The sequence below is a fragment of the Prosthecobacter sp. genome (genome assembly GCF_044222565.1).
Classification (GTDB): domain Bacteria; phylum Verrucomicrobiota; class Verrucomicrobiia; order Verrucomicrobiales; family Verrucomicrobiaceae; genus Prosthecobacter.
Genome location: NZ_JBGANA010000012.1, coordinates 218,022 through 243,624 on the forward strand (window position 1 = coordinate 218,022; position 25,603 = coordinate 243,624).

General features: G+C 60.5%; 24 protein-coding genes. 13 read left to right on the forward strand and 11 right to left on the reverse strand.

What is annotated here, in order from left to right; genetic code table 11:
• Positions 1-202: 202 nt before the first annotated feature.
• Entirely contained in the window at positions 203-919 is a 717-nt protein-coding gene (locus ACILSR_RS18805) for a hypothetical protein (protein ID WP_395751339.1), read from the reverse strand.
• Positions 920-1,087: 168 nt separating this feature from the next.
• Positions 1,088-1,807: a DUF1080 domain-containing protein gene (locus ACILSR_RS18810; RefSeq protein ID WP_395751340.1), complete on the reverse strand. Its 720-nt coding sequence runs from the start codon at positions 1,805-1,807 to the stop codon at positions 1,088-1,090.
• A gap of 156 nt (positions 1,808-1,963) precedes the next feature.
• Between ACILSR_RS18810 and ACILSR_RS18815 the strand changes: the two genes are divergently transcribed.
• On the forward strand, positions 1,964-2,326 hold the full coding sequence (locus ACILSR_RS18815; protein WP_395751341.1) for a VanZ family protein: 363 nt from the start codon (positions 1,964-1,966) through the stop codon (positions 2,324-2,326).
• A gap of 51 nt (positions 2,327-2,377) precedes the next feature.
• Here ACILSR_RS18815 and ACILSR_RS18820 read toward each other — a convergent pair whose 3' ends face one another.
• Positions 2,378-3,580: an NADH-quinone oxidoreductase subunit H gene (locus ACILSR_RS18820; protein ID WP_395751342.1), complete on the reverse strand. Its 1,203-nt coding sequence runs from the start codon at positions 3,578-3,580 to the stop codon at positions 2,378-2,380.
• Positions 3,581-3,675: 95 nt separating this feature from the next.
• The gene (locus ACILSR_RS18825; RefSeq protein ID WP_395751343.1) at positions 3,676-4,014 is read right to left on the reverse strand and encodes a DUF4282 domain-containing protein; all 339 of its coding nucleotides are present in this window, start codon (positions 4,012-4,014) and stop codon (positions 3,676-3,678) included.
• Between the two features lie 194 nt (positions 4,015-4,208).
• On the opposite strand from ACILSR_RS18825, the gene ACILSR_RS18830 reads away from it, so the two are divergent.
• From ACILSR_RS18830 to ACILSR_RS18865, 8 genes are all read left to right on the forward strand, one after another.
• Positions 4,209-5,255: a TraR/DksA family transcriptional regulator gene (locus ACILSR_RS18830; RefSeq protein ID WP_395751344.1), complete on the forward strand. Its 1,047-nt coding sequence runs from the start codon at positions 4,209-4,211 to the stop codon at positions 5,253-5,255.
• A 23-nt stretch (positions 5,256-5,278) separates the two neighbouring features.
• Positions 5,279-5,452, forward strand: a complete 174-nt coding sequence (rpmG, locus tag ACILSR_RS18835) for a 50S ribosomal protein L33 (RefSeq protein ID WP_294397372.1) — start codon at positions 5,279-5,281, stop codon at positions 5,450-5,452.
• Between the two features lie 19 nt (positions 5,453-5,471).
• The gene (gene rpsR / locus ACILSR_RS18840; RefSeq protein WP_395751345.1) at positions 5,472-5,711 is read left to right on the forward strand and encodes a 30S ribosomal protein S18; all 240 of its coding nucleotides are present in this window, start codon (positions 5,472-5,474) and stop codon (positions 5,709-5,711) included.
• A gap of 84 nt (positions 5,712-5,795) precedes the next feature.
• Entirely contained in the window at positions 5,796-6,584 is a 789-nt protein-coding gene (gene folE2 / locus ACILSR_RS18845) for a GTP cyclohydrolase FolE2 (protein WP_395751346.1), read from the forward strand.
• Entirely contained in the window at positions 6,581-7,621 is a 1,041-nt protein-coding gene (locus ACILSR_RS18850) for an L-threonylcarbamoyladenylate synthase (RefSeq protein WP_395751347.1), read from the forward strand. Before folE2 ends, ACILSR_RS18850 begins: the two co-directional genes overlap by 4 nt.
• Before the next feature lie 98 nt (positions 7,622-7,719).
• The gene (murJ, locus tag ACILSR_RS18855; RefSeq protein WP_395751348.1) at positions 7,720-9,363 is read left to right on the forward strand and encodes a murein biosynthesis integral membrane protein MurJ; all 1,644 of its coding nucleotides are present in this window, start codon (positions 7,720-7,722) and stop codon (positions 9,361-9,363) included.
• Between the two features lie 6 nt (positions 9,364-9,369).
• On the forward strand, positions 9,370-9,969 hold the full coding sequence (locus ACILSR_RS18860) for a hypothetical protein (RefSeq protein ID WP_395751349.1): 600 nt from the start codon (positions 9,370-9,372) through the stop codon (positions 9,967-9,969).
• Positions 9,970-10,482: 513 nt separating this feature from the next.
• A complete protein-coding gene (locus ACILSR_RS18865; RefSeq protein ID WP_395751350.1) occupies positions 10,483-11,601 on the forward strand; it encodes a hypothetical protein in 1,119 nt (372 codons plus the stop codon).
• 134 nt (positions 11,602-11,735) lie between these two features.
• On the opposite strand, the gene ACILSR_RS18870 is transcribed toward ACILSR_RS18865, so the two are convergent.
• From ACILSR_RS18870 to ACILSR_RS18895, 6 genes are all read right to left on the reverse strand, one after another.
• The gene (locus ACILSR_RS18870) at positions 11,736-12,998 is read right to left on the reverse strand and encodes a hypothetical protein (protein WP_395751351.1); all 1,263 of its coding nucleotides are present in this window, start codon (positions 12,996-12,998) and stop codon (positions 11,736-11,738) included.
• Between the two features lie 96 nt (positions 12,999-13,094).
• Positions 13,095-15,554: a DUF4838 domain-containing protein gene (locus ACILSR_RS18875; protein ID WP_395751352.1), complete on the reverse strand. Its 2,460-nt coding sequence runs from the start codon at positions 15,552-15,554 to the stop codon at positions 13,095-13,097.
• A 78-nt stretch (positions 15,555-15,632) separates the two neighbouring features.
• Positions 15,633-16,421 carry a phosphodiester glycosidase family protein gene (locus ACILSR_RS18880; RefSeq protein ID WP_395751353.1) on the reverse strand — a complete coding sequence of 263 codons (789 nt, stop codon included), beginning with the start codon at positions 16,419-16,421 and terminating at the stop codon, positions 15,633-15,635.
• 6 nt (positions 16,422-16,427) lie between these two features.
• Complete coding sequence (locus tag ACILSR_RS18885) at positions 16,428-18,377, reverse strand: alpha-1,4-glucan--maltose-1-phosphate maltosyltransferase (RefSeq protein WP_395751354.1); 1,950 nt, start codon at positions 18,375-18,377, stop codon at positions 16,428-16,430.
• Positions 18,378-18,559: 182 nt separating this feature from the next.
• Positions 18,560-18,937: a four helix bundle protein gene (locus ACILSR_RS18890; RefSeq protein WP_395751355.1), complete on the reverse strand. Its 378-nt coding sequence runs from the start codon at positions 18,935-18,937 to the stop codon at positions 18,560-18,562.
• A gap of 131 nt (positions 18,938-19,068) precedes the next feature.
• Positions 19,069-19,989 (reverse strand): sugar phosphate isomerase/epimerase family protein, encoded by a 921-nt coding sequence (locus ACILSR_RS18895; RefSeq protein ID WP_395751356.1) that lies wholly within the window; start codon positions 19,987-19,989, stop codon positions 19,069-19,071.
• An 89-nt stretch (positions 19,990-20,078) separates the two neighbouring features.
• Between ACILSR_RS18895 and ACILSR_RS18900 the strand changes: the two genes are divergently transcribed.
• Complete coding sequence (locus tag ACILSR_RS18900) at positions 20,079-20,633, forward strand: Uma2 family endonuclease (RefSeq protein ID WP_395751357.1); 555 nt, start codon at positions 20,079-20,081, stop codon at positions 20,631-20,633.
• A gap of 27 nt (positions 20,634-20,660) precedes the next feature.
• Complete coding sequence (locus ACILSR_RS18905) at positions 20,661-21,857, forward strand: alpha/beta hydrolase (RefSeq protein WP_395751358.1); 1,197 nt, start codon at positions 20,661-20,663, stop codon at positions 21,855-21,857.
• A 146-nt stretch (positions 21,858-22,003) separates the two neighbouring features.
• Here the strand turns inward: ACILSR_RS18905 and fabF are convergent, their stop codons facing one another.
• Positions 22,004-23,248, reverse strand: coding sequence for a beta-ketoacyl-ACP synthase II (gene fabF / locus ACILSR_RS18910; protein WP_395751359.1), 1,245 nt, complete (start codon positions 23,246-23,248; stop codon positions 22,004-22,006).
• A gap of 127 nt (positions 23,249-23,375) precedes the next feature.
• Between fabF and ACILSR_RS18915 the strand changes: the two genes are divergently transcribed.
• Positions 23,376-23,999 (forward strand): outer membrane lipoprotein carrier protein LolA, encoded by a 624-nt coding sequence (locus tag ACILSR_RS18915; RefSeq protein ID WP_395751360.1) that lies wholly within the window; start codon positions 23,376-23,378, stop codon positions 23,997-23,999.
• 98 nt (positions 24,000-24,097) lie between these two features.
• Positions 24,098-25,261 (forward strand): hypothetical protein, encoded by a 1,164-nt coding sequence (locus tag ACILSR_RS18920; RefSeq protein ID WP_395751361.1) that lies wholly within the window; start codon positions 24,098-24,100, stop codon positions 25,259-25,261.
• Positions 25,262-25,603: the final 342 nt, after the last annotated feature.

Sequence of the window (25,603 nt, forward strand, 5' to 3'; positions counted from 1 at the left end):
GCCCCAGTGGCAAGGTGGGAGCGCCGCCTGCTATTGAAGAATAACAGGCAAGCGACTAACGCAGCCAATGGGGCCGCTCCGCCGCCCGGGCAATGTGACAAGATTTTTGAGAGTTGGTCTAGGCTCCGCATCGGCCAAAAAAGGTCCCGCTGCTCCACGAGGCAAATCCGCCGGTCTCGCAGAACCGGCCCCGCCACCTCCTCTACCTCACCCAAGTCGCCCCGCTCGAGAGCCCCACGTGCCAGTCGCGCAAGTGCATGTCCGAGTAGTCCGTCTTGCCCCGTGCACCGACCATTTTGGTGCCGGTGGCGCGCTTCCACGCCTGGCTGAAACTCTCTGCCGTGTGGCAGCCCCAGCTCTGGCAGTACGCCTTGCCGCTAAAGGCCCAGCGGCTGATCTTGCGCAGATCGTGTTCATGCAGCCACGCGGTGCTGGTCGCATATGTGTCCGAACTGTAGTCAAACATGAAGCTGAACTTGTTGGAGTGCCCGAAGTACTCGAACCCTGAAATCTTCAAATTGCTGCGGCCCGACGTGCCGTGGTTGATGTAGTTGATCAGTTCGTCCGTCGTGCGGAACCACACCAGATGGATGTATGGGTAGGCCTTCGGCACCGACTCCACATTCGCCGTCAACGACTCGTGATCTGCCGCGCCGCGCCGCACATACCCGTCGCGATACACCAGCCACGTGATGCGTGTGCCTGCAGGTGCCGTGTTGTGGATCTCCTGCATGCGCACACGCGCGGTGCGGATGAAGTTGCCCCACCAGCGGTCATGCTGCTCCCCCGGCCGGCGCAGATCCTCAAACTGCCGCACCGCGGGCCCGCCGCTGACGACAAGGTATTCGGTGTCTGCGGCGGCATTGACGGCAAAGCCAAAAGTCAGCAGGAGAAGCGTGGAGAGAAACAGGCGGGGCATGATGAAGTAAATAACAAAGCACGGCTGGACTGTTTCTCAAAAAGATTGTCCCTTTTGATCTCGGCCGGCCGGGTGGCTCAAGGTTAAACGACAACAAAAAAGCGGCGGACGCAGCCAGTTGAGCCGCTCCGCCGCCAGGCATTGATAAGAGGTTTTCCGAGAACTTGGTTACTTCGTCTCCACCAGCTTGAAATTCTTGAACTGCACCACCATCGGCGGGCCGGCGTGGATCTGCAGCGCCAGCAGGCCTTCCTTCGGTGCATTGGCGGCATCCTCATCCGTCACATCCACCGTCTGCATGCCGTTGATGAAATGCTGCACATGGTTGCCTTTCGCCACGATGCGGTACTCGTTCCACTGCTCTTCCTTGATGCTTGCCTGGATCGCGGCGCTGTCTCCCACGCTGCCCGTCACTTCCACCACGGCCTTCTTGCCACCATCCGCTGCGGGCTTGATCACGGTCTTCTCACCGCGCTTCGCCAGGATGCCGCGACCGCGCTCTTCATAGAGGATGCCGCTGTAGGTCTTGCCCGCTTCAAAGTCCGCCTGGTAGCCGCTGATGATCGGCCCGTTCTCACCTGCAGGCAGCTCCTTGCTGCGATACTGCAGTCCGGAGTTCCCCTTCTCGATGCGGTATTGAAACGTCAGCTCAAAGTCACCCACCGTGCCGCCCTTCCACACCAGGAAAGTATTGTGCTTCAGAATGCTCTTGGCCGGGTTGGCTGGATCGGCGGGAGTCTTGCCGGTGATCGTGCCATCCTGTACGCTCCACAGCTCCTTGTTGCCTTCCCAGCCGGTCAGGTCCTTGCCGTTGAAGATTTCTTTCTCCCCTGCGGTGGCAAAGGAAAGCGTGGCGAAGAGTGCGGCGAGAGCGAGGTGCAGTTTCATGAATGGGTTGGGATGGATTGGATCAATCGGGCGAAGTTTTACGCGCACCCCTGCTCTTGTCTATCGCTTTGCCCATGTCACGAATCCTGCTTGCTGTTTCATCCGGTGGTGATACCACCGCGCAAGATGCATCTCCCGCGCTTCCTCTCCTTGCCCATGCCATGGCGCCTTCTCGTGTGCGCCTGGTTCATCACCCTCTACTGGCTCTCTTCGCAAAGCCATCTGCCATCCCCGGCGGAATTTGAAGGTGTGGACAAGTTTGAGCACACCCTCTTTTTCTCCGCCGGCGGCATGTGCTTCCTCCTCGCCCTGCGCCTCGCCGGCTTCGCCAAAACCACCCAGGCCGCCTTCCTCGCCTCCGTCCTCTTCTGTGCCGCCGTCGGCGGCTTCGACGAATGGCACCAGCTCCACACCCCCGGCCGCAGCGGCGGCGACTTCTGGGACTGGACCGCCGACATCTGCGGCGGTTTCCTCGGCGCCGCCCTCGCCCTCATCACAGAGCGCTGGCTCAGAAAGTAGCCCAGTTGCGCCGCAACTGGGTTTGGCAGGGTCTGTTTCTGACTCTCGCTCTCACTTCAGCGGAAACGCCCACATCAGCAGCGCCGTCAAAAACACGTTCGCCAGCGCCAGCTCGAAGAACACCTTCCAACCCAGCGCCATCAGCTGGTCAAAGCGGAAGCGTGGCAGCGTCCAGCGGATCACGATGAAGAACACGATGAACAAAAACACCTTCGCAAAGAAGGTCGCGATGTGCAGCAGCCCCGTATACAGCGGCGTCATGCCCGGTGTGTAGTGGAACTGCAGCCCAGTGAGCTTCGAAAGCTCCGGCCCAAACGGGATGCTCCAGCCACCGAGGAACAGCGTCACCGCCATGCCGGAGCCAATGATCATCGCCGCATACTCGCCCATGAAGAACAGCGCGAATTTCATCGAGCTGTATTCCGTGTGATAACCTGCCACCAGTTCCGTTTCGCACTCCGCCAGGTCAAACGGCAGACGGTTTGTCTCGGCAAACATCGAGACCGTGAAGATCACAAACGAGATCACAATCGGGATCAGCAGCACCCAGCGGGAAAGGCTCAGGCCTTCACCCCACAGCGGCAGCAGCAGCCAGCCGTTCGCATCTTGAAACGCGGACATCTTCGTCAGGTTCAGCTCCCCGAAAATCATCAGCACTGGGATGATCGAAAGCCCCAGCGACATCTCGTACGAGATCATCTGCGCACTCGCGCGCACACCGCCGAGGAAGGGATATTTCGAGTTCGAGGCCCAGCCCGCCAGCACGATGCCATAGACGCCGATCGAGGCGATGGCGAAAGTGAAAAGCGGCCCCACGCTCAGGTCTGCGATCACCAGCTTGATCGGCTCGGCAATCCCGAAATAGGACAGGTTCAGCTCGCTGCCAAACGGCAGCACCACGCAGGTCAGGAGCGCCGGCACCACCGTCATGCACGGGGCCAGCCAGTAGTAAAACTTCCGCACATGCGCAGGCACAAAGTCTTCCTTCAGGATGAACTTCAGCCCGTCCGCCGCCGCCTGCGCCAGACCGCCGATGCCGAAGGGCTGCCAGTCTTTCTTGAATCCAAACAGCGTCAGCGGCACCCCCACCCGGTTCGGACCCACACGGTCCTGGATCACCGCCGAGATGCGTCGCTCAAAATAAACGGCGATCGAGACCAGCGGCAGGATGACGAGAAAGGTCAGAAACACGATCTTTCCCACCGAGATGGAGAGCGCAAGAAGATCGTAATTGGCGAGCAGGGGAGTGGACATCGGCACCCCGATTATCAGGAAGCAGCGAAGGGCGGCAACCCCAATTTGTGAAAAATTTCACAAAGTCCTTCCGCCTCCTCTCCGACCTCCATTTCCTAGCGCTTCGTCTTCCCAATCTCCTTCGATGTCTCCCCATCCAAAGGCGCGATATGCTCCGCGATCCGAAAGATCGCCAAAATCAGCTCAACCGCCACGCGGGCGACGATGAGGTAGAGCAGAAAGGCCAGCGGTGCCGTGACGAATCCCCAGAAGCCGCTGAACATCCACACACCCGCATAAAAAAGCGCCGCCAGCAGGCTCAGCACGTACAGCATGCGCACCAGGTGTGGCGTCACGTAGCGCTTGAAGGACAGGTCCAGCACCAGGTCCAGCACGGCGCGGATCTGCTGCCACAGGCTGGAAAGCGCGGAACTGGACGGGGGCTCGGCATTCATGACAGACAAAGTAGGCCCCGGCTTGGCAGGCGCAACTTGCCAAATAAATGCCTGCAAATGGGAACCTTGCGGCGCCGTTGGAATACTGGTTGCGCGTTTTCACATCCGCAGCCACAATCCGCGCCTCTTTTTCCGCCCTGTGGCCAGGTGCCTTAAGAGAGATGTCCGTCGACTAAACCAACACCGCCAAAGTCATGCCTGCGAAATCCAAGAAACCCGCAGTTAAGAAGTCCGCTGCCAAGCCCGCGAAAAAACTTCCGGTCAAGGCGGTGAAGTCGAAGACCAAGCCAGCTCCCGCCAAAGCCGTCAAAACGGCCAAGAAACCCCTTCCTAAAAAAGCGGCGCCCTCAAAGCCCGCTCCGAAAAAACCCTCCCCCAAGCCTGTGAAGAAACCCGCGCCGAAAAAAGCTCCCGCCAAGCAACCCGCCCCTGCAAAAAAAGCTGCTGCCAAGTCCGCACCCGCTCCAACTCCCGCTAAAAAGTCCGCTTCTCCTGCCAAGGCTGAGAAACCCGCCGCCAAGCCCGCTCCCGCGCCTGCCCCTGCAAAGGCCGCCGCTCCTGCGCCAGCTCCGGCCCCGGCTCCCGCAAAGCCCGCCAAGCCATCCTCCAAGACCGCTCCCGTGCCCTTGGTTCCCAAAGGCCGCATTTCCGGCTCCACCTCGGGCACCCCTCGTTCCCGCCTGAATCGTGAGGAAGAAGGCATCACCATCGAAATTGCCAAGGGCCCGGTCAAGATGACCCCCTTCCTTAAAAAGCAGAAGCAGCGCCTCGTCGAGCTTCGCGATGCCTACCTCAATTCCATCGAAGGTGTCGCCAGCGAGACCATCCGCAATGAAAACGGCGACTCCTCCGCTTTCGGCATGCATCAGGCAGACGCCGGCAGCGATGCCTATGACCGCGACTTCGCCCTCAGCCTCCTCGGCAAGGAGCAGGACGCCCTCTATGAAATCAATGAAGCCCTCAAGCGCATTGAAACCGGCACTTACGGCGTCTGTGAAGGCACCGGCCACCAGATCCCCGAGGAGCGCCTCGAGGCCATGCCCTTCGCCCGCTTCTCCGTCGCCTACCAGGAAAAGATCGAGCGCAGCCAGATGAGCGGCCGTTGGAGCCGCCCTGTCCACTCCCTCTTTGGCCTCGACAACGCCGACGACGCCGCCGACGACGACAAGGACGAAGATGACGCCGCTCCGAGCTCTTCCAGCAACAACTCTGGCGAATCACTTGACTTCTCCAAGGAATAACCTAGCCTCCGCGCCCCAAATTTATGCCGCGAGAAATCATCACCCTTGAATGCACCGAAGCGAAAGCCGCAGGTATGCCCCCCTCCCGCTACGTGACCACGCGGAATAAGAAGAGCGTCCGCACCCCTGGCCGTCTTGAGAAGGTGAAGTTTAATCACTTCATGAAGAAGCGCACCCTTCACCGCGAAACCCGCTAATTTTTACCCCCAGACTGCCATGCAACCGAAGACCAAAGAACGCATGTCCAATTTCCGTCGCGCCAATCGCAAGATGCCGCGCCGTCGTGTGGACATCCCGGTGGAAAAGATCAACTACACCAATCCTGAACTGCTCGCCCGTTTCACCACGGAGTCCGGCAAGCTCATCCCCCGCCGTATCACCGGTCTTCCTGCCTGGCTGCACCGCAAGGTCGTCCGTGAGATCAAGCGCTCCCGCGCTGTGAACCTCATGGCCTGATCGATGCCCCCGCCCGTGCCGGGTTTCTTTTGATCCGCTTCCCACTGTTGCATCATGCGACAGTGGGAAGTTTTATTTTCAGCCATGTCCGCCCTTACCGACACTCAAAATGAACGCGATGACCGCCGCCTGCCCATCGATCGCGTCGGCGTGCGCAGCCTCCGTTTCCCTCTGAGCATTCGCGACCGCGACTCCGCCGTTCAGCACACCGTCGCCACCGTCTCACTCGCCGTTGACCTTCCGCATCAGTTCAAAGGCACTCACATGAGCCGCTTTGTGGAGGTGCTGCATGCCCATGGCAAGGAGCTCACCGTCTCCAACATCGTCAAGATGCCGCGCGAGCTCATGAAAAAGCTCCATGCAGACAAGGCCCACGTGGAGATGCGCTTCCCTTACTTCCGCGCCAAAAAAGCCCCCGTCTCCGGTGCCGAAGGCCTGCTCGACTACGGCGTCATCTTTGAAGTGAACGCAGACAAATCGGAGACCGACTTCGTCCTAACCGTCGAAGTCCCCGTCACCACCCTCTGCCCCTGCTCCAAGGCCATCAGCGCCCGCGGTGCCCACAATCAGCGCGGCACCGTCACCCTCGCCGTTCGTTTCAGCGATCCGGTCTGGATCGAGGACCTTCTCGAGCTTGTCGAGTCCAGCGCCAGCAGCGAGCTCTTCAGCATCCTCAAGCGCCCGGACGAAAAGCACGTCACCGAAGCTGCCTACGACAACCCCGTCTTCGTCGAAGACCTCGTGCGCAACATCGCCGTCAAGACCAAGGCCCACCCCCGCATCACCTGGTTCCGCGTCGAGGCGGAAAACTACGAGTCCATCCACAATCACAACGCCTGGGCGGTGATTGAGAGCCACACATCGCCATCATGAGCTACGTCACCGCCGTCCTTCCCACCGACCAGCCACCGCTCATGCACCAGGCGGTCGAGGAAGCCGTGCGCCTGCTCCGCGAAGGGGAAGTCGTCGCCCTCCCTACCGAGACCGTTTACGGCCTCGCCGCCAATGCGCTCGATGCCGCTGCCGTCGCGAAAATTTTCGAAGCCAAGGAACGCCCCACCTTCGATCCCCTCATCGTCCACCTCGCCAGCAAAGAACAGATCGATCGCGTGGCCGATGTCCCGCCGGAGATCGCTGCCACTTTGAAAAAAATGGTCGAACGCTTCTGGCCCGGCCCCCTCACCATCCTTCTCCCCAAGAAGCCCTGCGTCCCCGATCTCGTCACCGCCGGTCTGCCCACCGTCGCCGTGCGTGTCAGCTCCAATCCCTTTTTCCGCCGCGTCATCAGCGCGCTGGACAAGCCCCTCGCCGCTCCCAGCGCCAACCGCTTCGGCTCCATCAGCCCCACTTCCGCCAGCGCCGTGCTCTCCGAGCTGGATGGCCGCATCCACCTCATCGTCGATGCCGGTGCCTGCATGTTCGGCCTCGAGTCCACCATCATCAAGATCGAGCCCGGCAGCCCCAAGATGTTCATCGACATCGTCCGCCCCGGCCCCATCACTGCGGAAGATTTGAAAGCCTACGGCAAGGTGCGCTACGCCTCGCGCACCGTGGTCGATGAAGCCACCGCTGCCCCCGGCCAGCTCGCCTCCCACTACGCCCCCAAGACCCCCCTCCGCCTTCTTGAGCGCCCCCAGGATTTCATTCCCGAAGAGGGCAAGCGCTACGCCCTCATGAGCTACCGTGGCGAAGAAAAAGACGGCTATCTTAATCTATGCGACTGGGAGGAAGTCATGATGCTCAGCCCCGGTAACGGCAAGCTCCCTGAAGCCGCCGTCCGCTTCTTCTACGTCCTCCGCGCCCTCGACAAGCTCGGCGTCGATGAAATCATTGCAGAACCGTTGCATGAACACGGCATGGGCATCGCCATGATGGACAAGCTCCGCCGCGCCTCCCGCCGCTACGCGTAGCGCAACCGTCCTTCCTTCAATGACCTCACCCACTTCGATCCAATGGCAGCCGAAGCGGCGCAGACCTTTTGGAGTGGGGATCAAGCATTTAAGCCCTCATGAATGAACCATCTCCCTCAGGCTCGGTGAAAGAGAGCAAGCCCGACGGCAACTCCCAGGCCCGCTCCACCGGCATCGTCTCCATCGCCATCCTCTGCAGCCGCGTCCTCGGACTCGTGCGCGACCAGCTGCTCAATGGCTTCTTCGGCTCCGCCTTCACCGGCATCTTCACCGCCGCCTTCCGCACGCCCAACATGCTGCGCGATCTTTTCGCCGAAGGCGCCCTCTCCACCGCCTTCGTCACCACCTTCTCAAAGAAGATGAAGACCGAGGGCGATGAGGCCGCCTGGATCCTCGGCCGCAAGATGATCTCGCTCTCCATGTGGTTCATGACTCTCGTCGCCATCGCCGGCGTCGCGCTCGCTCCCATCCTCTTCCGCATTCTCACTCCCGGCCTGAGCGAAGAAGCCAAAGTCCTCGGCACCTGGCTCGCCCAGATCATGTATCCCTTCATCGCCCTCGTCTCCGTCACCGCATTGGTCATGGGCATGCTGAACTCCAAGAAAGTCTTCTTCATCCCCGCCGTCGCCTCCGCCTTCTTCAATCTCGGCTGCATTGTCGGTGGCGTCGCCCTCGCCTGGATCATCGATCCCGGCTTCCGCCATGGCCACGTCAGCGAAAAAGGCCTCACCGGCTTTGCCATCGGCACTTTGATCGGCGGCGTGCTGCAGCTCGCCGTTCAGCTCCCATCGCTCCACCGCGTCGGCTTCCGCTTCCGCTTCGACTTCGGCTGCAAAGATCCCGCCGTGAAAGAAGTGCTCCATCTCATGTGGCCCTCCATGCTCGCCGCCAGCGGCACTCAGGTTGCCGTGCTGCTCAATTCCATCTTCGCCTCCTTCACCGACGGCCACGAGCGATCCCTCGCCTGGCTCGCCAACGCCCAGCGCCTCCAGCAGCTTCCCCTCGGCCTCTTCGGCGTCGCCGTCGCTACCGTCACACTGCCCATGCTTTCACGCCTCGCCACAGAGGGCATGACGCCAGCCTTTCGCAGTGCCTTGGCGAAAGGCCTGCGCCTCGTGCTCTTCCTCACGCTGCCCTGCGCCGTCGGCCTCACCCTCCTCTCGCAGGAGATCATCTCCGTCATTTTCGAGCATGGCAAGTTCACCGCCACAGACGTGCAAAACACCGCCGCACCGCTCCAGGCCTACGCCTTCGGCCTCATCTTCTACGCCGCCATCAAAGTCCTGCAGCCCGCCTTCTACACCATCAACCGCCGCTTCATTCCCATGCTCGTCAGCATCGGCGTCATCGTCTTCACCGCCACGGTGAACTCCATCACCGTCTTCGTCTTCCACTGGGACCACACCGCGCTCGCCTGGGCCACCGCCGTCGGCCTCTCGCTCAATTTCCTCACGCTCTACCTCTGCATGCGCAGGTTCGCCTCCGGCCTCGAAACTCGCTCCCTCATTCAGTCCCTCGTCAGGCTCGTCATCGGCGTCGCCGTCATGTCCGCCGTCTGCCTCCTCGCCAAATACACCATCATGTCCGGCTGGTCGCACCTCAACTTCCTCCTCCGTTGCGCCGCCCTCGCCGCCAGCATCGGCGCCGCTGCCATCGCCTATTTCACCGTCACCAAAAAACTCAAGGTCGAGGAATCCGGCGAATTTCTTTCGTTGCTAGGCCGCCGCTTTGGCAAAAGGTAGGCGCTCATGCCGCTCCAACGCTTCTGGCTCCAGATCGCCGCCTTCCTCGCCCTTGTCTGGGCTGGCGTTGGAATCGTCATGTGGTCCACCGAAGACTACGTCTTCTCTTCGGAGAAAACCCTCGCCCTCATGGAGAACGCTCCATGGTTCGCCGATGAAAACTTCTCCGAATCCAAGCGCCAGGCTTACCTCGACAAAGTCATCACCTCTTACCTCAAGCTCGACTTCAACCAGCGCAATGACATGCGCGAAGACGGCCTCGAAACCATGGACCGCTTTTCCAAATCGCTCACCTTCGAGGAAAAAAGCGATTACGTGAACCGCACCGTCGGAGAAAACTTCAAAGCCGTCATGAAAGGCCTGGAAAAACTCCCCGCCGAAGACCGCCGCCGCCTCGCCGGCACCATCCAGCGCGAGATGAAAAAGAAGGCCGGCAAAGATTCTGAAATACAGCTCCTGCTCGACCAGACACCCGCCGACTTTGAAAAAAGCCTCATCAAAGACGCAGGCCTCTTCTTCAAAGAAGCCCCCCTCTCCGCCAAACTCGAAATGGCCCCCATGTTCGAAGCCATGCAAGGCCGCATGCAAGGCATGCGCATGCGCTAGGCCGCGTTTGAAAACCTTGGCAGACAGCCAACGTCCATGTTCCCGCACAGCACAGCGCTCCGGGCGTAGGTTGGGTGTGTTTGGCGTCGAAGGCCTCGCGATGCTTCATGACATCCTCCGCCAAACCGCCCGACTGCGAGTACGTCCGTACGCCATGAGGCCTGCCGCACGCCGGCAGACACCCCTGGGAGCGCGGCACTCCGATGTCGCAGCGCTCCGCACTCGCACGACGGTCCGCATCTTCCCTTGAAGATCTGTTCCTACAATCTCGAGCAGCCATTGGGGAGGTTTTCAAATACCGCCTCGTACAGTCCCCATCTCACTCCGCGAGATACCCCCACCGCTCCCTCAAATTCGCATCCCTCCCGCGAACCCCTCTGCCTCCGGCAATTCACAATTCCCAGTTTTCAGTTCGCAGTTTACAATCCAGTAGCCATCTCACTCCCCACACCGGTCCCACGCCCCCTTTCTACAGCATTGCCACCCGCCTGCGCCCCTGATATTCCTCCGTCAATGTTCCTTAAAAAACTCTTCGGAAAATCAGAGCCCGCCAGCAAGCCTCTCCCTGTTCCTCCGGGTGCTCCGTTCTCGGCCCGCGTCGCCACCTTCTGGGAATGGTTCGCCACCAACTCCGCCGCCCTCGATGGCATGATGGAGCATCGGGACCAGACCGCCCTGGTAGACCTCATGAACAGCACCGTGGACGTTCTCACCCCCGAGCGACTGGACTGGTGCTTTGAACCCGGGGCCGATGGGGCAAAGCACAGTTTTGTGCTTAGCTCTGCAGGCAATCCCCATCGGCGTCAGCTCGTGGACTACTGGCTCAATCAAGCCCCCGCCATTCCCGGTTGGTCATTCTTTGCCGCCAAGCAGCCTGTCCCGGAACTGCAGACTTTTAAAATCAACACCGGCGGCTTCTCCATCGCCGCCACCGAAACCTGGGTCTCTCCCGAGTTCGATGAAGAGGAGGAAAAGTTCCGTCTCTGGCTCTGGCACCCCGCCTTTGCCTCCATGCCCCAGCAGGCCAGCACCATCGGCTTTCTCATGCTCGACGCTGTCTTGGGAGAAGATGTCGCCGCCACCTTCATCGGCGGAGTCGCCACGAAAAACGACCGTCTGCAAACCGCCATGCCGCTCACCGAGCTCCGCGAATTCATCTATGCGGAAGTAAACCAGCGCGGCTGGCAGAACCGCGTCGGCGCGCAGAGAATCGTCCGCGCCGAAATCCCGCAGGTCCCCGCTCCGCCCTACGACATCGGGCAGTTCGTTACCAGCCTGCCCGACCTCATCTCTGAGATGCTCGGAGACAGTCTCGATGAGCACGATCCCCTGGAGCAATCCGGAGCCGCCTACTACTACATTCGCATCCTCCACGGCGGCAGCGTGGGCGACGAAATGAAAGCCTTTCGCGATACCCTCGACGACGTGCTCGCCACATCTGGCGTCGGACACCGCGTCGGCTTCGGCGTGGGACCCGAAGCCTGCTTCTATTTCATCACTGCCTTCGATCCCTCCGCCATTCTGTCCCTCCTCCTCGACCTGCTCGTCCAGCACCTGGCTCCTCGCGGCTCTGCCATTTACCCCTGCTCCCGCGCCTACGGCACCGGCCCCGTTGTCCCGCCGCTAAAGTAGCCATCTCGCTCCGCCGAGATGAGCACAGCGCCCCCGCAACTCCAGCGCCATCCAAACGCCACATCTCAATGCTGCTCTGTGCGAGCAAGACAGCCCTGGACTCATCTCGCGGAGCGAGATGGCTACTGTACTAATCACTTCTTCCACCCCATCGGCTGCGTCCACGCCATCTGCATCTGCCCCTCAAACGAAGGTTTCTCATAAGGCTTCGAAGACGTGATCACCGCGCGGAAATATAGCTCTTTCCCGCTCGGCTTCCACACCACCTCCTCACCCTCGATCGTCGCCAGCGTCTTGCCGATGTCGTCCGAATACAGCAGCCGCGGCGGGTGCAGATCTCCCTCCACCGGCGGCGCGGCCCGCGTCGTCGCATCATAGCCCGGCAGCGTACCGCGAATCTGCGTGCTGTATTTCACTCCCGGCTCTCCATGAACGCGAATGCGCAGCTCACCATTCTTAAAACTCACATCGTCCAGCGTCACACCGGACGACGCATAAAAATCTCCCGCCTTCATCGCCTTTACGATCTCCGCCGGTTCCAGGCTCGCCGCACGCACCATCACCCAACCACGCCCGGGGCCGTTCTCCTCGCCATGATATTTGTGAGAGTCATCCGTCCCCACCCCATAAAGCGGCGGCGCCTTGAACTCGGCGATGCGCAGCGTGTTCGCCACATCCCAGATCTTCTCATGCCCCATGCGTGAGGCATCGCCCGGGTAGTTGATCGTCGGGTGCCCGTTGTAGATCTCCCAAAAATTCTCCTCCAGCACCGCTGCCAGATCCTCGGCCGAAAGCGCCCACCTGAAGTTCGGGTGATTGATGTGTGAGAGCATCGGCACGCCCAGCCGCTTCGACTGCTCGTTCACCAGTTTCAGATTGGCCCGCATCACCTCCTGAATACTCGTCAGGTCCTTCACCGGCTTGATCTCCTCCTTCAGGTTCACTGCGTTCAGGTGAATCGGTATCTTGCCCTGGCCTGCAGTGATCTCTTCCGCCTGGATGATCAGGAACTTCCCCGCCTCCTCAAACTTCGGCCGATACTCCTCCAGCTTCTTCAGCCGCACTTCCGTCACGCCATCTTTCTCACGCGTCGTCACCCACTCATCACCAAACCGTGCGCGATACTTCTCCATCGTCGTCTTGCCCAGAGTCCTGCGCCTCTTCTCGAGCGCCGGCACGCTCATCCACACCTCCTTCGCCTGCAGCACATTGTGATCGGAGATCGCCAGGAAATCATACCCATGCTGCTTGTACCAGTCCGTGATCATCTCTGGAAAATCATTCCCATCACTCCACAGCGAATGCGTATGCGTGTTCCCTTTGTACCACTTGGTCTCCTGGGCGCTGGCGGTGGATATCAATCCGAGGGCAAGAAGGCAGAAAAGGTTGGTTTGCATCCGTTTCGAACGCACCCAAGCCTCACGATCTCACGACGATTTTGCAGCCAGCCGATCCATCGTCGTGCTAGCCTGCCCACCACACGCTCGAAGCCCTCACCGCCCCCAAAGCTTCGCAAACTTCTCCGGCACATGCAGCTCCTCCTTGTCAGTCGGTGAGAAGCACGTGCGCTCCACCTTCCCCTCACGCACTCGGCTGCGTCCCAGGTTGAAGTGCCATGGGAAAATCTCCGTCGGCCGCGCTCCATCAATCCCCTTCGTCGGATCCAGCACAAAAGCTTCCTCCCCGACAATCGGCAGCCTCATCTCCACGCTCCAGCGATCCGTGCCACGATGCACCGCCACCTGCGCTCCGCTGCCCCACGCCACTCCTCGTCCGCCCGGCGCACGATCCAGGTCATACACCGCTCCAGCCGGGTTGATGGAAATCTCATAGTAGCTGCGCGATGACGTCTCAATCAGCAGCGTCACATGGTCGCCTTCCAGCAGCCTGGCATCATCGTTCTTGGTGGTGCTGCTCTGCAACCCCTTCATGTCCGGCTCCAGGCACACGATGCCGACGTGCAGAGTCCCACCATCGCGCTGGATCTGGAAGCTGCTGTTGCACTTGGGCTGCGGATCTTCTTTTCTCAGCTTGATCAGTGGCGCGATGCGCACATCCCCCCACCAGGCCTTGTCCACGTTGCCATCCAGCGGCTTGCTTCCCAGCGGCTTGGCCCCGGTGTTCACCGTTTCGAGGACTCGGTAGGCGAGGTCCGTTTCACGCTTGCGGCTCAGCTGCACGCGCAGCGCTTCCAGCGGCTTCATCGTGGCCGCGATCTGCTGGATGCGGCGGCCCTCAAGGCTCGCCGGATCCACAGCCGCCTTCGCCTTGGCAAGCAGATCAAACGATTCTCCGATCTTCACCGCATCTGTGTTCATGTGCATCCAGTTGGCCTCCGCATGGGTGATAAACGCCCGCATCGCCTCAGCCGCTCCGCCGTAGTAGCTCGTGAAGTAGTCCGCCAGTATCGCGTTCACATCCTGGTTCACGTCCCAGTAAAGCCTCGCTGTGACATAAAGATTGAGGTGCTCCATGGCCAGGTCGTTGTAGCCAAACGATCCCTCCTTCTCCGTCGGGTGCGCGTAGATCTCTACCAGTTCTCCCAGGCTGATGCCCTTCAGCTCACGCAGGTCACGGCTGATCTGCTGCGTGTAAAAAACCGGCCGCCCCACCTGCTCAGGCCGCGCATTCGTACAAAAATCCCAGCTGATGTATTTGCCTGACGGCAGCTTTTTCAGCCACTCAGCGCGCCACTTCCGCCGCTCATTCCATTTCGCTTCATCCCAGAATTCCTGCCGGTGCCGGACATCAATGAGAGCCAGGTTGGGGCTGAGCTTGTCGATCTTCAGCGGCGGCTGCGTGTAGGCTCCATAGGCCAGCGCGCTCACCAGCCTGTCCGGGTGGCTGCGGTTCACTTCCAGCGCCACGCGGTTCAGGTAGCCCCACACATGGTCGGACATCGTTCCGCTCCAGCCGCGCTCCGGCGTGAGCTGCGCCATCCATTCCGGATTGTCGGAGGTCTGGCCGCTGTACCCGTCCACTAGGTCGATGTTGTGCATTGGCTCATGAAAATGGTCAAACATCGCGCGCACATGCTTCACCTGTTTTTCAAACAGAAGCGGAGAGAGCAGATTCGGAACCCCTTCGCTCCGCGTGCTCCGTTTGCCCTCCTGCAGCAGATACATTTCCGGATGCGCCTGCTTCATCTCCTCGCGCATGATCACAAATTTCAGCCCGTGGCAGATCTGCGGAAAGCCCGCGATCTCCGCGCCAAAGTTGAGTCCCAGCCGCAGATCCCACAGCGCCCTGTCACCGATGCCCGTGTGCTGTGTGTAATACGAGAACCGGCGAAAGCCAAAGTCCGGCGTCACCGTGCGGTTCACCTGCGGCAGCGGGATCGTCGTCACCTTCGGCACCACCTCGCCGATCTCCCCGGGCGCAAACCATCGGCAGCCAAGCCCGCGCAGAAATTCGTTCACCGCATTGAAAGTCCCCGCGTCATCCATTTCCCACACGTCCAGCTCGGCGTGGTAGCGTTGATAGAGCTCGCTGGCCGTGTTCCAGAAGGTGTCGCCCGTGATTTTGTCCCATTCGGCGTTCACACGGGTCGCTTCGTTCTTGTCCCTCTTCCTCCCCCACGGCTCGGTGGGCACAAAGTCCTTGTCTGCTCCCAGCAGCGCCAGCCACCCCTCGCCAGACGCCATGCGGAACGCCCCATGCTTCAGCGCATCGGTGCGTAGTCCCAGTGCATCCGTATGGCGGCTCACACCCACAAAGATCGCCTTCTTTCCCGCACTCCGCTCCGTGACCACCGGCAGAGTCGCGCCGGACATTTTCGCCACATAGCTCTGCAGCTCCTTTGCCGCCAGTTTCGTCACGCGTGCCGGTTTTTCTGCAATGACGATTTCCGCCTGCGGCTTGCCGTTCTCCACGAGCATCAACTCAGCAGCAGCCAGCAGATGAGGCACAGCAAACTGGACAACAACGAAAAGGGAGCAGAGCCGCTTCAGCATGAGATAATAGGAATGAGGGTTGGAGTCTCACCAATACACCCCCGACGCCGAAATCTATCCTCGGTCCCCCCGCTTCTCTCACTTCCGATCCCTTGGCACCACCACGATCGCATTTCGCACCGCCCAGCCCGGCTTTTCAAACGACTCCCTCCCATCCTCACTTCGGCACCACAATCCGCTCGAAGGCCCCCCGTCCAGATTCAGAGCCCGCTGCACCTTCATCTCTGTGATGATCCCCGGCGTCACAAAAATCTGCGCCAGTTCTCCCAGCCCCACGTTGCTGCATATGCCGATGGCCCACTTTCCCGCGCCATCGCTCAGGATGAAAGTCCGGTGGTTGCGCTGATCCGCCCCCGACTTCCATCCCGGAGCCATATGGCCACCATCCACCAGCCATGGACTGCACTGCACAAATTCACCAATGTCCGCCGCATCCTGAAACTCCTTCTCCAAAACGAGCGACGCCTTCTCCCCTCGCACCATCAGCGCACCCACCCAGCCACCGTCTTTGCGAAATTCATCCTCGCGTTTCCCACCGGAGATCTCCAGCCCCACCGGCTTCAGCGTGTCCACATGAAAATAGCCTCCATTGCACACCGCCAGCGCCTTCGCATCCGCACCGATCTCGTTCAGCGGCCTCGCCATGGCGCGCACGCCGTTCACCTCCACGCGCATGGCGCACTTCTTCTCATCAAAAAACACCATCTTCATCTCAGCCTTCGTCGGGCCATTGATCTTCTTGACCACAAACACAGCCTCATTCCCCAGCGCCGCCGCCTTGGATGAAGACTCCACCCGCCACGAAGCAGTCTGCCCTGCCAGCATCAGCGCCAGCAGGGCAAGCAAAAACTGCTCACGGCATTTCATGGCTCTTCACTGCTCCACGCGGAAAAGGTGCATCGAAGTTCCCCCCGGCCTTAGCTCCACGTAGTTGTCCGCACCGCGCCACTCATACGTCTGGTTGTGCAGCAGGTCGGTCACCTTGAAAGGTCGGCTGTGATCCAGGCCTAGAACGCTCAGATCCAGATGCACCATGCCAGCCGCCGTGTGCTGCGCATCGTGGCTGATCACGCACAGAATGCGGTTGCTGTAGTCCGGCGTCGCCTTGCTGTAGCACAGCATCTGCGGGTGGTCCGCCCCGTGGAAGCGAAGATTGTCATACTGATGCAGCGCTGCATTGTCACGGCGGATCAGGTTCAGCATCCGGATGAAAGAGGTGATGTTCCCCAGCTGATTGTAGTCGCGCTGCTTCAGCTCGTACTTCTCGCTGTTGTCATACTCCTCCTTGCCGGGGTACGGATCATTCTCGCACAGTTCATAGCCCGAATACATCCCCCAGCTCGAAGACAGCGTGGACGCCAGCGCTGCGCGGATGCGGAACATCTGCGCGCCCGCTTTCTGCAGATGCTCCGGCAGGATGTCCGGCGTGTTCGGCCAGAAGTTGCCGCGGTAGTACCAGCGCATGTCGCTTTGCGTCAGCTCGGTGGCATACTCCGTCAGCGAATGACGGTCCTCACGCCATGTGAAGTACGTGTAGCTCTGTGTGAAGCCCACCTTGCCCAGCACCCGCATCATCTTCGGCTTGGTAAAGGCCTCCGCCAGAAACAGCACGTCCGGATCCTTGCGCTGGATCGTGCTGATCAGCTCCTCCCAGAACGCCACCGGCTTTGTGTGCGGATTGTCCACGCGGAAAATCTTCACGCCCTTGTCCACCCAGAACTGCACCACCTCGATCAGCTCCTTCCACAGGTTGCGCCAGTCATCGCAGTGGAAGTTCAGCGGGTAGATGTCCTGATATTTCTTCGGCGGATTCTCCGCATAGCGGATGCTTCCATCCGGCCGCTTGTAAAACCACTCCGGATGATCCTTCACATACGGATGATCCGGCGAGCAGTTCAGCGCAAAATCCAGCGCGATCTCCAGCCCCCGCTTCTTCGCCTCCTTCACCAGCCATACAAAGTCTTTCTCCGTGCCCAGCGCCGGCTCGATGTTGTAGTGCCCTCCCGTCGGCCCCCCGATCGCCCACGGACTGCCCACATCACCCTCCTTCGCCACCAGCGTGTTGTTCTTCCCTTTGCGCGCCGTGACACCGATCGGATGAATCGGCGGAAAGTAGATCACATCGAAGCCCATGTGCGCCGCATGGTCCAGCCGTCCCAGGCAGTCGCGGAAGGTCGAGTGCTTGTCACTGCGCCCCTCCGCACCACGCGGGAAGAACTCATACCAGGCCGAGAATCGCGCCCGCTCGCGCTCCACCGTCACCCGCAGCGTGTCAGAGGTGGTGGACTGGGCGCGGTCCGGATATTGGTCCATCAGGTTCTGCATCTCATCGGACATCAGCACGTCCATCAGATCGCCCGCCTTGACTGACCCCAGAAGATCCGCGCAATCTTCCAGCTGTGTCGCCGCCGTAGGCACTCCTGCGGCCCGGGCACGTTTACCCGCCTCGCGCAGCAGGCGTGCGCCTTCCAGCGCCTCCACCGGCACATCCGGATCCTTCGCCTGCACACGCACCGCAAACGTCTTTTTCCACGAGCGGAAGGTGTCTCCCCACGCCTCCACCACATACTCCCAGCGTCCGGCCTTGGCAAAGCTGCACTGTCCCTGCCAGCGGTCATTTTCCAGCAGCTTCATCGGCGCTTCAAACCACCGCTTGGACCCCGTGAGCCTCCACCGCAGCACCGCGCTCATCACATCATGCCCGTCCTTGAAGATGTCACACCACACATCCAGCGGCTCATCGAGCACCCGCTTCACCGGATGCCGCCCGCCATCCAGGCAGGGATAAAAATTCTCAATGACAACAGTAGGTGCGTGCGACATGGCGGGGAAGGGGGAGAGAGGTTGACGATTGTTTACAGTGGTTGACGGTCGTTTACAATTGTTGACCTAGGTTTTCACAGAGGCCGAGTAGGAAGTGGACGAAGGTCTCAAATGCGGCGAGACCGTTTCTTGCCTTGGAAACCACTGTCACCAATCGTCAACGACTGTAAACAACCGTAAACTCAGCATCCTTCGGAGCGGCGTAGTTGGGAGTCGCGAAGGTTGTGGATGCGCACGGCAAGATCGTAAGCTTGGTCAAGCAAAGGATCGGTCGTCTCCGAAGAGGTAAAGCCCAGGTCAGTGACGATGATCAGGTCCGAGGCAGTCTCCATGAGAGAACCGTGGGCTTGATTCGAAAAGTGGGCCTGATCCTTGAAACTCGAACGGCCACACCCCTCCGCGAGATTGTTCGCCACCGAAACCGCCGCACGCGTCATCTGGCTTGTCAGCCCAAACCGCTCATCCTTCGGAAAACTGCGCGAACATTGATACACACCCGCTACTAATTTGCGGGCATCCTGCCAGACTTCGAGCTTCTCAAACGGAAATTGCTTTCTCATGGAGGTATGGATGTAGACGGTTGTTTGCGAGGAATGACTCTCGCTTCCAGATCGGCGGCGAAGCCGCCTCAACGGATTGGAAACAACTGTCAACAATCGTCAACCACCGTTAACAACTGTAAACTCCCCCCTCACGCCAGCAGCGGCCGCAGCATGTCACAAATCTCCGGCACTCGCACAAACGGGTCTTCCTTCGTTTCGAACTCCAGCGTGAACCACCCCTGGTAGTTCGCGTCACGCATGATCTTGATCACCCGCTTCACATCACTCGGCTCGCTCACGCCTTTCGCTGCGCCCTTGCGGCTGATCTCCATCTTCAGCTGCACATTCACCGCATATGGCGCGATCTTCTCCAGATCCGCATACGGGTCTTCCGTGTGGAAGTTTCCGCTGTCTAGATTGATCCCCGCCCACGGGCTCTTCGCCGCCTTCACCATCTTGATCAGGTTCTCAGGCTCAGCCACGATCCCGCCGTGATTTTCCAGGCCTAAAAACACGCCCTTCTTCCCAGCATAATCCAGGCACTCCTGATAGGCCTCCAGGCAGTTCGCCACCGCCTGCTCCTCGCTCAGATCCTTCGGCTGCGGCCCGGCAAACACACGGATGTGCGGCGCGCCCATGATCGCCGAGTAGTCGATCCACTTCTTCGTGTAGGCGATCTGCTCGCTCAGCTTCTCACCCTTCGGCAGCGCGAAATTGTTGCCCACCGCGGTGCCCGCCAGTTGCACGCCACGCAGGTACGCACGGCGCTTCACCTCCAGCAGAAAAGCCTCGTCCACATCCTTCGGGAAAAAGTAGCTCGTCACCTCCGCACCCGGCACATTGTGGTCCCCACACCAGTCGATGAAGTCCAGGATGCTCCACTGCGGCTTGCCTTCCTTAGGCTTCTGCTCCTTGTCCCGCATCCACTGGAAATACTCACGGAAGCTGTACGCCGCGACCCCCAGCTGCATGCGGCTTTTACCCGGCCTCTTGATCGGTTCAATGGCTGGCAGAGTGGAGACGCTGAGCGCGCCCAGGCTGGTGGAAAGAAAATGACGGCGTGAGATCATGGCGGGTGAAAGAACGGGTTGGTATGGCAGCTTTGCGCAGGCATTTGAGCACTTGCGCCCAGCTCGTGCCACTGGCAAATTATGCCGTCATGCCCGCTTCAATCACACACCGCTTCACCGTGGAGGATTATTATCGGATGGCCGAGACGGGCATCCTGAAGCCGGACGCACGGGTCGAACTTATTGAAGGGGAGATTGTAGATATGATGCCGATAGGTCCCTTTCATGCCGGTGCAGGTTCCGAATTGAGCGCCTTCTTTGCCTGTCTCGCACAGGGCCGCTGGCTGGTGTGGAATCAATACCCCCTGCGCATCGACGAGCACAGCGAGCCTCAGCCGGACCTGATGCTCATCCGCCCTCCGGCCAAAAAGTACAAGCAATCCCATCCGACCCCCGAGGACGTCATCCTGCTCGTGGAGATTTCGGACACCACCCTCCGCCGCGACCGCGAAATCAAGCTCCCTCTCTACGCTAAGGCCGGCATCGAGGAAGTCTGGATCTTGAACGTGCCTGAGAAGCAGATCGAAGTTTACCGCGAACCAAACTATCTCGGCTACGAGACAAAATCCGTCGTGCGAGATGGTCGGCTGGCCCCCATGGCCTTTCCTGACGCCGAGATCGATGTTCAGGATTTGTTGCAGTAGCAGCCCCGCTTGCCTTCTTGCGGCACCATGAAGCTGCCCACCCTGCTGACACTGCTGTTCGTTTCCGTCTTTTCTCTCCACGCCGAACCCACCAAAGTCCGCCTCTGGCCCGAAGGTGCCCCCGGCGCCAAAGGCACCGAAGACAAAGACCAGCCCTTCATCAACGTCTGGCCCGCAGCCAAGGACAAGGCCAACGGCGCAGCCTTCGTCGTCTGCCCTGGCGGCGGTTACGGCGGCCTCGCGGCAGATCACGAAGGCATCCAGGTCGCCAAATGGTTCAATGGCCTCGGAGTCTCCGCCTTCGTGCTGCACTACCGCCTCGGCAGCCAGGGCTACCATTTCCCCACCCAGCTCATCGATGTGCAGCGCGCCATCCGCCATGTCCGCGCAAATGCCAAAGAATACGGCATCGACCCCAGCCGCATCGGCATCATCGGCTTCTCCGCCGGCGGCCACCTTACCTCCATGGCCGCCACCATGTTCGATGAAAAACCCGCAGGCATGACCAACGACGCCATCGACCAGGTCAGCGCCCGCCCCGATGTCGCCGCCCCCACCTACCCCGTCATTTCCATGATCGAGGCCTTCGGCCACAAAGGCTCCCGCAAAAACCTCCTCGGCCCCGCCGACAACGACGAACTCGCGAAACACGTCAGCACCGAAACCCGCGTCACGGCAAACACCCCGCCCACCTTCATCTTCCAGACCGATGAAGACACCGTCGTTCCCGCTGAAAACGCCGTCGCCTTCTACCTCGCATGCCGCAAAAACAAAGTCCCCGCAGAGCTCCACATCTACCGCCCCGGACCCCACGGCGTCGGCCTCTACCTCGGCGATCCCGTCCTCGGCACCTGGTCCATGCACCTCCGCGACTGGCTGCGCAATCAGGGCTTCCTCAAGCCCATGAAACGCACCGCCATCAATGGCAAAGTCACCATCAATGGCAAGCCCGTCAGCTGGGGCAGCGTAATCTTTGCTTCAGACGATCCCTCCGCCCCCGTCGCCTGCGCCCGCGTCATGGGCGGCAAGTTCAAGCTCGACGAAAAAACCGGCCCCATCATCGGCAAAGTAAACCTCACCGTCAGCTACAGCGCCGCCGACGTTCCCAACCTCGAAACTTCCGACGGCACCGTCACCACCAAAGAACAAAAGCCCGGCGCAGGGGATTGGACCCTCGACATCCCCGAAGGCGCCAAAGACCTCGATCTAGCGGTGACGCGCTGAGCCACGTGCTCTGCCCGTAGGAAGGGCGTGGCGAGAGCCCGCCCGTCTGCGAGCGCGCTGCAAACACCCTGCCGCCTGCCGGACACAGAAAGACGGGTGGACTCTCGCCACACCCGTCTAACAAATCTCGCAACGATCAGCTCTGCTTAATACTTCGTGATCAGCAGCGCCGCATTGTGCCCGCCAAAGCCAAACGAATTGCTCAGCACAGCGTTCACCTTTGCAGGCCGCGCCGTGTTCGGCACGATGTCCACATCCACCTCGGGATCCAGGTTCTCCACATTGATCGTCGGCGGCACCACTTGGTCCTTGATCGCATAGATCGAAGCAATCAGCTCCACACCACCCGCGGCACCCAGCAGGTGACCTGTCATCGACTTCGTTCCGGAGACCAGCAGGCCCTTCGTCGCGTAATCGCCAAACACACGCTTGATCGCGCGCAGTTCGCACAAATCACCCACCGGCGTCGAGGTCGCATGCGCGTTGATGTACTGCACGTCGGTCGGGTTCAGCTTGGCATGGCGCAGGGCCATCTCCATGCACTTCGCCGCGCCCAGACCTTCCGGATGCGGAGAGGTCAGGTGATAGGCATCCGCCGTCGCGCCGTAGCCGGAAAGCTCCGCGTAGATCGTCGCGCCGCGCTTCTTGGCGTGTTCGAGCTCCTCGATCACCACCACGCCTGCGCCTTCGCCCATCACAAAGCCATCACGGTCCTTGTCCCAGGGGCGGGACGCACGCTCCGGATCATCATTGCGCAGGCTCAGCGCCTTCATGTTCGCAAATCCCGCCAGACCGCTCGGCCGGATGGATGCCTCCGCACCACCGGCGATCATCACGTCCGCATCACCAAATTTGATCATCCGCCACGCTTCACCAATGTTGTTGTTGGAGGTCGCGCACGCAGTCACGATCACCATGTTCGGCCCCATGTAGCCAAACTCCGCCGCGATCATCCCGCTGGCGATGTTCGTGATCATCATCGGGATCAGGAACGGAGACACGCGGTTCGGCCCCTTGTTCAGCAGGATCTCATACTGCGTTTCCAGCGTGCCCAGGCCGCCGATGCCGCTGCCCACCATCACGCCCACCCGGTGCGGGTCCAGGCTGTCAGGGTTCAGGCCCGCGTCCTTGGCCGCCATTTTCGAGGCCGCCATCGCAAACTGAAAGTACCGGTCCGCGCGCCGCGCGTCCTTGTGGTTGTTGAAGAAGCTGGTCGGATCAAAGTCCACCACCTCACCCGCGATCTTGCAGTCGTACTTTTCCGTATCCATGGACTGGATGCGGCGGATGCCGCTCTTGCCTGCCTGGATGTTCTTCCAAAAGTCATCCTTGGTGTTGCCGACCGGGGAAACGACTCCCATGCCGGTGATGACGACGCGACGCTCGCTCATGTGTGTAATTTAGGGGTTGGTTCGAAAGTTCAGAGAACACGGTTTGCACGGGGGGGCAAGGGAAAACATGGCCGCGAAATGCTTGAGACTCTGCCGTTTTTGGTGTCTGGCTACCCGTGTGATTCGTTTGTCCGCACTCCTTGTCGCCGCTTCCTGGCACGCTCTGCCCCTTCTCGCCGCTTCGGACCCCTCTCCCATCCCTCCCGTGATGCAGCAGTGGATGGACGCGCAAAAGGCCGTCGGCAGCATCAAGGTCCCCTTCCAGCAGACCCGCACCACCCCCGCGCTCAAAGACCCCGTCTCCACCACCGGCTGTTTCTGGCGCATGGCGGACGGCCGCTTCCGCCTCGAGCTCGGCTCCCCCGCCGCCACTATCCTCGTCTTCGACAAGGAAACCGTCCGTATGAAAGAAAGCGCGGACACCCCCTGGCAGACCCTCAAGCCCGATGACAGCCGCGTCCGCATGTGGATGAAATTCCTCAGCGGTCGCGAGATGGACACCGCCTCCCTCACCAGCAATTTCTCCCTCAAAGTCACCCAGCAGGAGAAAGAATTCGTCACCGTTGCCATGGTGCCCCGCCCCCTCCTCATCAAAAAATACCTCCGCCAGCTCGACATGCAGATCCAGCCCGGCGGCGGCCGCCTCCTCGGCTTCCGCGTCGTCCAGGGAGACGGCTCTACCCTCCTCCTCCATTTCGGCCCTCCTGAGAAGCTCTCTGGCGATCTCTCCCAACTCTTTCAGTCTCAATAGGCTAAACGCCTGCTAAATTTAGCACAAGAAATAAAGGGTTGTCCCGTTATGACCGGAACAATCGCTTTATGGATCCAGCTGAAGACACTCCCGAGTCAATGGATGGATCATCGCCTGATCCCGCCGTCGTACCCATTTTTATCCCCCCGCCAGAAAAGCGGCCCAATGCCTTCGTCCGCCGCTGGCGTTCCATCGGTGGCGGTTCGCTCACACTGAGCATCGCCATCCACGCCGGCCTCCTCGCACTCGCCGGCTTCGTCGTCTTCGCCTCCCAGGCCTTTGACAAGCAGGTGGACTTCCTCCCTGGCGGCGGCACCCAGCAGGGGGCCGAGGCCTCCGCCGAGCTCGCGCACAAAGTGCAGATGAAGCGTCAGCAGAAGCTGCAGAAGACCATGCCCAAGCAGCGCCTCGTCTCCACCAGCATCAATGCCACCCTCAGCCTCCCTGAGGCCCCGCCAGACGTGCTAGAGCTTCCAGACATCGCCTCCATGGCAGACGGGGGCAAGCTCGGCAGCGGCGGCTTCGGCATCGCCGGCTCCGGCGGTGGCTTTGGCTCCGGCACCGGCATGGGAGCCATGTCCGGCCGCACCTTCAAGCCCCTCATGATGTTCGGCAAGGAGCTCAAGGACACCCGCAAAATGGCCGTCGTCATGGACGTCTCCCGCTCCATGACCAAGTTCCTCCCCCTCGTCACCAAGGAGCTCGACAAAGTCGCCTTCGGCAGCCCCCTCGTCCTCTACTTCGGCTGCGGCCTCATGCCCCCTCCCAAACAGCTCGATGACGAGATCAACCCCGTCAGCAGCGACAAATTCCGCGCCTTCTGGCAGGCCTGGGAAGGCAAGACCTCCCTCAAGCTCTCCGCCGAAGAACGAAAAAACATCAGATACGATCCCGCCAAACCCATGCCCTTGGAGGACATCTTCAATTTGATGACCAACCGCCGGAACACCTGGTTCGTCGAGTTCAACGGCATCACCTACGCCTCCTCCGCCCTCATGTCCAAGGAGGTCATGGAGGCGGACACCATCTACTGGTTTGCCGACTTCATGGACAAAGTGGACTCAGACCAGATGAAGCTCATCCTCAAGACCCTCAAAAAGCGCAAACAAAAGCTCTACATCCACGCCTCCCGCGAAGGCCGCTCCTTCGCCCAGGTCCGCGACGAGCTCGTCATTCCCTCCGGCGGCGAAGTCATCAGCCCCACCGCCGAGACCGCGGCTCCTCCCAAGAAAAAGGAGAAGGACAAAGTCGCCGCCCAGTAAAGCAGCCTTGTTGCAGGACTTGTGCATGAACAGTGCCCGAATATCTGGCTGTCGTGGCGAGCCGTGTCCTTTCGGTCGTTTCTGTCCTTTCGAATGAGCCTTCGCCTTCGCAAACCTCTTCATGCGTAAGCCTTCGCCTTGCTGCCACGCAACAAGGAAGCCACCTCAAAAGCAACAGCGCCCCCGGCCCATTCTCAATAATCCCGGATACCGAAGTTAAGCAGCGTTTTTGAGATCTGTGTCTGGAGAGGGCAATTGGTCGGGAGGCTGCTTCGGCGAAGTTCGTTTTTGCCACTCCAATATTTTATCCATCAAGGGTTTGTGCTTCTCGCTGCCTCCCCA